Below are 8,600 nucleotides of genomic sequence, written 5' to 3' on the forward strand. Positions count from 1 at the left end.
GGCGGGGGATCGGCCGGCCCGTTCCAGAGCTCGTAAGTCGCGGCCCGGTCCGCCGTCCGGGGCCGGTCCGTTGCCGGAGTCCGGTCCGCTGCCCGGGGCCGGTCCGCTGCTGGAGCCGGTGGCGCCGTCCGAGCCCGCTCCCTCGTCCGAGTCCGTTCTGTCGCCCGAGTCCGTTCTGCCGGCAGAGCCGGAGCCGCCGCCCGCACCCGGACCGCCGCGGCGGGTCAGACGCTTCCGGCTCGCGGCGTGGATCGCGCTGATCCTGGCCGCGATCGTCGTCGGGGTGTCCGTCATGTGGGTGAACGGGCCGCCCACCGAGGCCGAGCTGCGGGAGAAGGCCGGACTGTTCAACAAGGACAGGCTCCGGATCGGGGTGAAGGCCGACACGCCCGGCATCGCCTACCAGGAGCAGACCGGCAGGCGCGAGTTCAAGGGCTTCGACATCCAGATCGCCTACCTGATCGCCGCGGATCTCGGCTACCGGCCGGACAAGGTCGACTTCCTGGCCATCGACACCGAGGACCGGGCGCGCATGCAGGCGCGCGACGCCAACGGCCGGTTCGTCAGGGTCGACCTCGTGGTCGCCACCTTCAGCGTGACACGCGACCGGCAGGACGACCCCTCCGTCGGCTTCTCCACGCCCTACCTCTACACCGAGCAGTCCGTGGTGACCAGGTCCGACTACCCGGGAGACATCACCTCCCTGGGACAGCTCGAAGGAAAGAAGGTCTGCACGCTCGGCACCTCGACCTCCGAGAACGAGCTGCGCAAGGCGACGAAGGCCACCGTCACCGCCAAGAACCAGATCAGCGACTGCGCCAGGGGCCTGAAGAAGAGCGAGTCCGACCAGGAGGGTGAGTTCGACGCGATGACCACCGACGCGGCCATCCTGGCCGGGTTCGTCGCCGAGGCGCACGGGGAGCTGCGCCATCACGACATCGCGCTGGAGAAGACCGAGATGTGGGCGGTCAACACCGGCTCCAACAAGGCTCTGCAGACCCTGGTCGACCTCGCGCTCTACCGCTCCTACGCCGACCCCCAGGACCAGCGGTGGGAGCAGGCCTACCAGACCTACATCGACCCGATGCTGGCGGCCAGCCCCAACGTGAACGTCGCCCAGGCGGAGCAGCCCTGCGCGCTCCCCCCGCGGGTGCGCAGATGGCCGTGGGAGCGGTCCCTGCCCGTCCAGGACTGCCCGACCCGTTGAAAGGGGGCAGGCGGGTCAGGGACGCGCCGCGGGACCAGGAGTGGCTGCTCGCGCTGCTGCCGGTCTTCCCCATCGTCCTGCTGGTCATGCGGCTGTGGTACGCCAGCCGGCAGGACACCCAGACGCTGCTCCTGCTGCTGCAGAACACCAGCCCGCTGGGCCTGCTCAGCGCCGTCCTGCTGACCACCGTCTGGGTCGTGCCCGCCCTCATCCTGGGCGGCCGGGTGCTCGGCACCCTCTACTGGATCAGCACGGGCCACTCCTCCTGGCTGGTGCGGACCGCCGAGCGGCTGCCCGGCTGGGTGGTGGCCCTGGCCGTCGTGGCCGGCCTGTCGGCCTGGCAGCTGCGGTTCCTGCCGACGCTGGCGATGCTGTCGCTGGCCGCGGCGGGCCTGACGGTGCGGGAGCGGTTCCCCCACCACGAGGGGCTGCGGGCCACCGTCTGCTACGCGCTGCCCGTGATGGTCGCGGTGATCTCCTACGTCGTGCTCTGGCCGGCCATCGGGGCGGCGTTCGCCGCTCGTGATGTGGCCACCTCGCTGCTGCTCACGCTCCCGCCGGGGGTCGCGGTCCTGCTGACCGGCCCGGTCCCCGCGGCGCCCGCCCGGGTGCTCACTCACGGCATCGCGGTCGCGATGGCGGTGTTCACGCCGTTCCTCGTGGGCGTGGTCGTCATGAAGGCGCCGATCCTCCCGCTGGTGGCCCTGCAAATGGCCGAGAAGGAGAAGCCGCGGGTGCTCGTGGGCTATCTGGTAGCCAGCGACGACCAGATGTCCACCGTGCTGGGGCGCGAGGGCGTCGTCAGCTTCGTCCGGAACGACCGGCTCGAATCCAAGGTGCTCTGCCCCGACCCCGGCGAGGCGCCCAGAACCTGGGTGAACCTGCACGGCTGGTACGTCGAGCAGAGCGTGATCTCCTGGCTGGCCCCGGCCCCGCCGCCGGCCCCGGTCGACCCGCGCTGCCAGGGCCGTCCCAAGGACTAGTGCCGCCTGAGCGACAGGTGTCCGCGCCGCTGTGAGGGCCGCCGTGCGCCGCCCTCGGCGGCGGCCCCCGGTCACTGCCGGTAGTCCTCGACCTCGTCGATCGGACGCGGCGCGGCGGAATCGGGGTCCTCCCCGAACTCCCGCCGCGCCCGGCGCTGCCTGAGCAGGTCCCAGGCCTGGTCGAGGGCCTCCTCCAGCTGCGTGATCCGGTTGTTCTCCTCATGCGAGGAGATCGCGCCGGAGGCCAGCCGCTGCCGGAGACCGTGCTCCTCGGCGATGAGCTCGTGGATGTGGGTGAGGATGTCGTCGTCCTTCATTCCGTTCCCCCTGTCTGCGTCCTTTTCGGACTGTATCCGACCAGCAGGTGACCGCCCCGCCGGAGGCCGAGCCGACGGTGGCGGATGATCCAGCGGATCGCCTGAGCCGGGCCGCGCAGGCCAGGGCCCCGCGGTGGCCGGGGGCGGGCCGGAGATCTCACGATGTGGGCTCGTGTCCCAGATATTTGCAAGTGTCTGCTAGCGTGCTATGCATGCTGCGCGGGCTGCTTCTTAGCTGCCGCGACGAGGGCCTGTAAGAGGCCGGCTCCCTCGTCGCGGAGCGAGCCATGCGCGTCGGCCACGATTGTCATCCAGTCGAGGAGCCCTTGCATGTATCCGCAGCAGCAACCCAGCACCATGCCGTTCAATCGCTACCAGCCCTACGCCCCGGTCCGTCTCGACGACCGCACCTGGCCCGGCAAGGTCATCGACCGGGCCCCCCGCTGGTGCGCGGTGGACCTGCGTGACGGCAACCAGGCACTGATCGACCCGATGGACTCCCACCGCAAGCTCAAGATGTTCGAGCTGCTGGTGAAGATGGGCTACAAGGAGATCGAGGTAGGTTTCCCGGCCGCGTCGCAGACCGACTTCGACTTCGTCCGGCAGATCATCGAAGAGGACCGGATCCCCGACGACGTGGTGATCCAGGTCCTGACCCAGGCCCGGCCCGAGCTGATCGAGCGGACCTTCGAGTCGCTCGAGGGCGCGAAGACGGCCATCGTCCACCTCTACAACTCCACCTCCACGCTCCAGCGCCGGGTCGTCTTCGGCCAGGACCGCGAGGGCATCACCGCCATCGCCGTCGAGGGCGCCAAGCTCTGCAAGAAGCTGGCCGACGCCTCCGAGGTGGACGTCTACTTCCAATACTCACCGGAGTCCTTCACCGGCACCGAGCTGGAATACGCCGTGGAGGTCTGCGACGCCGTCAACGAGGTCTGGCAGCCCACCCCGGACCGCAAGGTCATCGTCAACCTGCCCGCCACCGTCGAGATGGCCACGCCGAACGTCTACGCCGACCAGATCGAGTGGATGCACCGCAATCTGGCCTACCGCGACTCGATCGTGCTCTCCCTGCACCCGCACAACGACCGGGGCACCGCCGTGGCCGCCGCCGAGCTGGGCTACATGGCCGGGGCCGACCGCATCGAGGGCTGCCTGTTCGGCAACGGCGAGCGCACCGGCAACGTATGCCTGGTCACCCTCGGCATGAACATGTTCTCGCAGGGCGTCGACCCGGAGGTCGACCTGTCCGACATCGACGAGATCCGCCGGATCACCGAATACTGCAACCAGCTGCCCGTCCACCCGCGTCACCCCTGGGGCGGCGAGCTGGTCTACACCGCCTTCTCCGGCTCCCACCAGGACGCGATCAAGAAGGGCTTCGAGCACCTGGAGCGCGACGCGGCCGCCGCCGGCGTCCCGGTGGACGAGTTCACCTGGGCCGTCCCCTACCTGCCGATCGACCCCAAGGACATCGGCCGCAGCTACGAGGCGGTCATCCGGGTCAACAGCCAGTCGGGCAAAGGCGGGGTCGCCTACATCATGAAGGCCGACCACCAGCTCGACCTGCCGCGCCGCCTGCAGATCGAGTTCTCCCGCGTCGTCCAGGCCCGCACCGACAGCCTCGGCGGCGAGGTGAGCCCGGCCCAGATGTTCGAGGTCTTCACCGACGAATACCTCCCGAACCCGGCCAGCCCGTGGGGGCGGCTGGGCCTGCTGGCCCACCGCACCGTCTCCAGGGGCGACGAGAAGGACGCCATCAGCGTCGACCTGCGCGTCGACGGTGAGATCCGCGAGGTCGAGGGGGTCGGCAACGGTCCCATCTCCGCCTTCTGCGACGCCCTGTCGTCGATCGGCATCCAGGTCCGCGTCCTCGACTACGCCGAGCACGCGCTGAGCGCGGGCACCGACGCCAAGGCCGCCTCCTACATCGAGTGCGAGATCGGCGGCGAGCCCCTGTGGGGCGTCGGCATCGACGCCAACACCACCACCGCGTCCCTGAAGGCCATCATCTCCGCCGTCAACCGCGCGACCCGCTAGGCACGGCAGGCGCGGTCCCGGCACGACCTGCCGGGCGAGGCGCTCGACAACCGCCCACAAGGCCGCACGTCGTCCATTCGACCGCGCCCTCCGCGTGACCCGCGGACGCGCGGTCGAGTCATGTCCGGACACGGCCGGCGGCCCCGTCGAGGAGCCCGGTCCGGCCCCGGCCCGCGGGGCGGTGGTCGGGCTCGGCGCGCCGGGGATCGTCACCCGGGTCACCCTCGACACCGTCCCGGCGTTCGACGTGCGGCAGGAGGTGTATGAGAACCTCCCGTGGGCGCGGCCGGAGGACCACTTCGAGGAGATCTTCTCCGCCGCCTACAGCGTGAGCCTGTTCACCGACTGGCGGGGTCCGCTGATCAACCAGGTGTGGCTGAAGCGGCGTGCCGACGCGGCCGGTCCCTGGGAGGCGGGGGCGCGGTGGCTGGGCGCGACGCCGGCGCGGGCCGATCTGCACCCCCTGCCGGGCATGCCGGCCGCCAACTGCACCCGGCAGATGGGCGTGCCGGGCCCGTGGCACGAGCGGCTGCCGCACTTCCGCCTGGACTTCACGCCCGGCAGCGGAGAGGAGCTCCAGTCCGGGTATCTGCTGCCCCGCCGCCACGCGCTCGCCGCGCTCGGGGCCCTGGACGGCGTCAGGGACCAGGTGGCCCCCGTCCTGCAGGTGTCGGAGATCCGCACCGTCGCGGCCGACGACCTGTGGATGAGTCCCTCCTACGGGGAGGAGACCGTCGCCGTCCACTTCACCTGGGAGAAGGACTGGCCGGCGGTGCGGCGGGTGCTCGCCGTGGTCGAGGAGCGGCTGGAGCCCTTCGACGCCCGGCCCCACTGGGGCAAGCTCTTCGTCATGCGCCCGGACCGCCTGCGCTCCCTCTACCGGCGGCTGCCGGACTTCCAGCGGCTGCTCGACGCCTATGACCCGGCCGGCAAGTTCCGCAACGCGTTCGTCGACGACCATGTCTTCGCCGGGGCCCGCTCCTGCTGAACGCGTGGACCCGGCGGTGGGGCTGCGGCGCCGTGTCGGTCACCGCCCCCGCGGGTAGGTAACCAGCGTTTCGGCCAGTTCATGCGGGTCCGGGCGGGGGAGAGCGCGGTGGGGCGTCCGGGCCGGCTCAGGTGGCGGATCGGGGGACGGACCCATGGGACATGATGTGCGCTCCGGACAGGGCGGGCCCGGCGGGGCGGCCGGTACGCCGAGGCGGCCGATGGCCTCGGACTACTCGGGCCCCGGAGTCGAGGCCGAGCTCACCGGGACCCTCGGCGGCGAGGCCGGCTACGGCACCCTCTACACGGCGCGCGCCGCTTCGACGGGCGGCAGGAGCGGGCGGGTGACGACGGACGACGGCCTCCTCGACCTGGAGATCAGGGTGCCGGAGCAGCTCGGCGGGCCCGGCGGCGCCCCCAACCCCGAGCAGCTCATGGCCGCGGCGTACGCGGCCTGCTTCCACAGCTCCCTCACACTCGTCGCCGGCCGGGCGGGGGTGGACGCCGCCGACGCCAGCGTCGAGGCGGCGGTGGAGCTGCGCAGGCGCGGAAGGCACGACGACTACGTGATCGGCGTCGATGTGACCGTCCACCTTCCGGAGGTGGACCCGGGCCTGGCCGGCCGCATCGCCGAGCAGGCGCACGAGCACTGCCCGTACTCCAGGGCGCTGCTGGGCAACGTCGAGGTCGGCCTGCACCTGGCCTGATCACCCGGGTCCCGGCAGGTCATAGCCCGGTCCGTGGCCGCGCCTCATATATTTTACAGATAAAACACCTTGTAAGCTTATGTGTATGGGGGACATGAACGCGGGGCCGGACGCGCGCGCACGGCGGCTGCCGCTGAAGGGGGTGTTCCGGCTCGGCCGGTACGGCGACATCTGGCACAAGCACGCGCTCAGCGCGGTCATCGCGCTGGCGGTCCCCGATCTGATCCTTCTGGCGCTGGGCCGCCTGGACCTGGCGGTCCACACCTCCGCCGGGGCGATGTGCGCCCTGTACGCGCACGGCCTGCCGTACGCGGCCCGGGCGCGCACCCTGCTCCGGGTGGCGCTGGGCATGATCGCGAGCGTGGGGGTGGCGCTCACCGCGGCCGGCCTCACCCGGTCCACCGCCGTCCTGGTCGTCGTGGCCGCGGTGCTGGCCGCCCTGCACAAGATGGTGTGCGACGCGGCCCGGATCGGCCCGCCCGGAAATGTGATCTTCACCTTCATGGCCGCGACGTGCGCCTTCATGCCCCAGCGGCTCGGCGAGGTGCCCTTCCACCTGGTGCTCGTGACGGCGGGCGCGGCCCTCGCCTGGCTGGTCTGCATGGCTCCCATGATCATCCGACCCGACGGCCCCCAGCGCATCGCCGTCGCCCGGGCCCTGGAGGCGGCCGCGAGGATCCCGCCACCGGCCGGCGCCGCGCCCCGGGCCGGTCAGGGCGTCGCCGTGTCCGGTGCCTGTGAGGACTCCGCGTCCGGGGCCGGTCAGGGCGTCGCCGTGTCCGGTGCCTGTGAGGACTCCGCGTCCCGGGCCCGTCACGACGCCGCCATGGCGGTGAACGCCGCCTGGCACACCCTCCTGCTCACGCCCGGAAGTCCGGGCCGTGCGGCTCTGGAGCGTCTCCTGGTGCGCGCGGAGGACTCGCTCGCCGCCGGGTCCGCCGTGGACGCCGACCGGCTCGCCTCCTGGGCCGCCGACCTGCGCCGGAACCGGCCGCTGCCCGAGACGGACCGCACCGGGGCCGGAGCCGCGGAGCCGGCGGGCACGGCGGTGGAACGGGCCGCACGGGGTGGCGGGCCGCGCCTCCTGCGGGCCCTCCACCCGGCCTCCCCGCTGTTCCCGATCGGGATGCGGGTCGCCGTCGGGTCCGCTCTCGCCGGGGCCGCGTCGCTGGCGGCCGGGGTCGGCCACCCCTACTGGGCGATCGTGACGGCCGCCTCCGTCTTCCAGGCCAACGCCGTGCTGTCCTGGCAGCGGGGGCTGCAACGCGCGCTCGGCAACGTCGCGGGCCTGCTGCTGTTCACGGCACTGCTGCCGGTCAGCCGGACCGGGCAGCTCGCGCTGGTGCTGCTGGCGCTGCTCCTGCAGTTCGGCACCGAAGCGTTGATCACCCGCAACTACTGGCTCGGCACCGTGTGCGTGACCCCGATGGCCCTGCTGCTGACCGAGTTCCCCGGACACCAGCCCGCCGGGCAGCTGATCGCCGACCGCTGGCTGGACACCTGCGTGGGCGTCGCGGCGGGACTGCTCGGCTGCCTGCTGGTGACCAACCGCCGCACCGCGGGCCGGATCGACGCCGCCCTGCGGCGCGTGAGCGCCGCCCGGACCGGGGCGGAACGCCTGTTGGAGTCCGGTTCTCCCGGACCGGGGGACCGGGCGCGGGCCCGTGGCCTGCTCGTCACCGCCCTGGTGGAACTGCGTGAGGCCACCGAGGTCGCCGCCGGAGAGTGGTGGCAGCGGGCGCTGCCGGAGGAGCGGATCGCCCGCGCCGAGCAGCGGGGACACCGCACGCTCGCACTGCTGGCCGGGCCCGTCCGGGATAGAGTCGGCTCCGGGCCGGTGAGCGGGTGAGGGAAGCAGGGGCGTGGAGGACATCGTCGCGCAGGTGATGGGCCAGTGGCAGCGCATCCACCCGGAGCTGGACATCGCGCCGATCGCCGTGATCGGCCGCCTCAACCGCTGCGTCCTCCTGCTCCAGCAGGCCACCGACGCGCCGCTGCGCGAGCACGGCCTGACCCGCGCCGAGTTCGACATCCTCGGCACCCTGAGACGGCTGGACCGCGAACTCACCCCCGGCCAGATCGCCAGGGAGACCTTCGCCTCCGGGGCCGCCGTCACCAAGCGGCTGCGGCTGCTGGAGGAGCACGGGCTGGTGACCCGCCGCCCCGACGACCGGGACCGCCGGGTCTCCCACCTCGCCCTCACCGAGCAGGGCCGCCTGCTCATCGACCGGCTGCTGCCCGAGCAGCTCGGCTATGAGAAGTCGCTGCTGGCGGCCCGCATCCTCAACGCCCACGTCACCGCAGGTGGTGTCGGTGTCCGCTACCAGGACGTGTGGGCTCACCAGCCGGCGCGAGTGAC

At 72.2% G+C, this 8,600-nt stretch carries 8 protein-coding genes; 7 read left to right on the forward strand and 1 reads right to left on the reverse strand.

Features of this window, described 5'->3' with window-relative positions; all coding sequences use genetic code 11:
* Positions 1-70: 70 nt before the first annotated feature.
* Positions 71-1,207, forward strand: coding sequence for a transporter substrate-binding domain-containing protein (locus tag ACWDS7_RS19575; RefSeq protein WP_451930409.1), 1,137 nt, complete (start codon positions 71-73; stop codon positions 1,205-1,207).
* Positions 1,159-2,190, forward strand: coding sequence for a hypothetical protein (locus ACWDS7_RS19580; RefSeq protein WP_451930410.1), 1,032 nt, complete (start codon positions 1,159-1,161; stop codon positions 2,188-2,190). Before ACWDS7_RS19575 ends, ACWDS7_RS19580 begins: the two co-directional genes overlap by 49 nt.
* A 71-nt stretch (positions 2,191-2,261) precedes the next feature.
* On the opposite strand, the gene ACWDS7_RS19585 is transcribed toward ACWDS7_RS19580, so the two are convergent.
* Positions 2,262-2,507, reverse strand: coding sequence for a DUF2630 family protein (locus tag ACWDS7_RS19585; protein WP_306857144.1), 246 nt, complete (start codon positions 2,505-2,507; stop codon positions 2,262-2,264).
* Between the two features lie 330 nt (positions 2,508-2,837).
* Here ACWDS7_RS19585 and leuA point away from each other — a divergent pair, with 330 nt between their 5' ends.
* The 5 genes from leuA to ACWDS7_RS19610 form a co-directional block, all read left to right on the forward strand.
* Positions 2,838-4,547: a 2-isopropylmalate synthase gene (gene leuA, locus ACWDS7_RS19590; RefSeq protein WP_451930411.1), complete on the forward strand. Its 1,710-nt coding sequence runs from the start codon at positions 2,838-2,840 to the stop codon at positions 4,545-4,547.
* A gap of 94 nt (positions 4,548-4,641) precedes the next feature.
* Positions 4,642-5,535, forward strand: coding sequence for a D-arabinono-1,4-lactone oxidase (locus ACWDS7_RS19595; RefSeq protein ID WP_451930412.1), 894 nt, complete (start codon positions 4,642-4,644; stop codon positions 5,533-5,535).
* Positions 5,536-5,689: 154 nt separating this feature from the next.
* Entirely contained in the window at positions 5,690-6,241 is a 552-nt protein-coding gene (locus ACWDS7_RS19600; protein ID WP_451930413.1) for an Ohr family peroxiredoxin, read from the forward strand.
* 85 nt (positions 6,242-6,326) lie between these two features.
* On the forward strand, positions 6,327-8,090 hold the full coding sequence (locus tag ACWDS7_RS19605; RefSeq protein WP_451930414.1) for an FUSC family protein: 1,764 nt from the start codon (positions 6,327-6,329) through the stop codon (positions 8,088-8,090).
* Positions 8,091-8,103: 13 nt separating this feature from the next.
* Positions 8,104-8,600 (forward strand): MarR family winged helix-turn-helix transcriptional regulator (locus tag ACWDS7_RS19610; RefSeq protein WP_451930415.1); only part of this gene is annotated, 497 nt, incomplete at its 3' end.

This window comes from Streptosporangium sp. NPDC003464 (assembly GCF_053588315.1).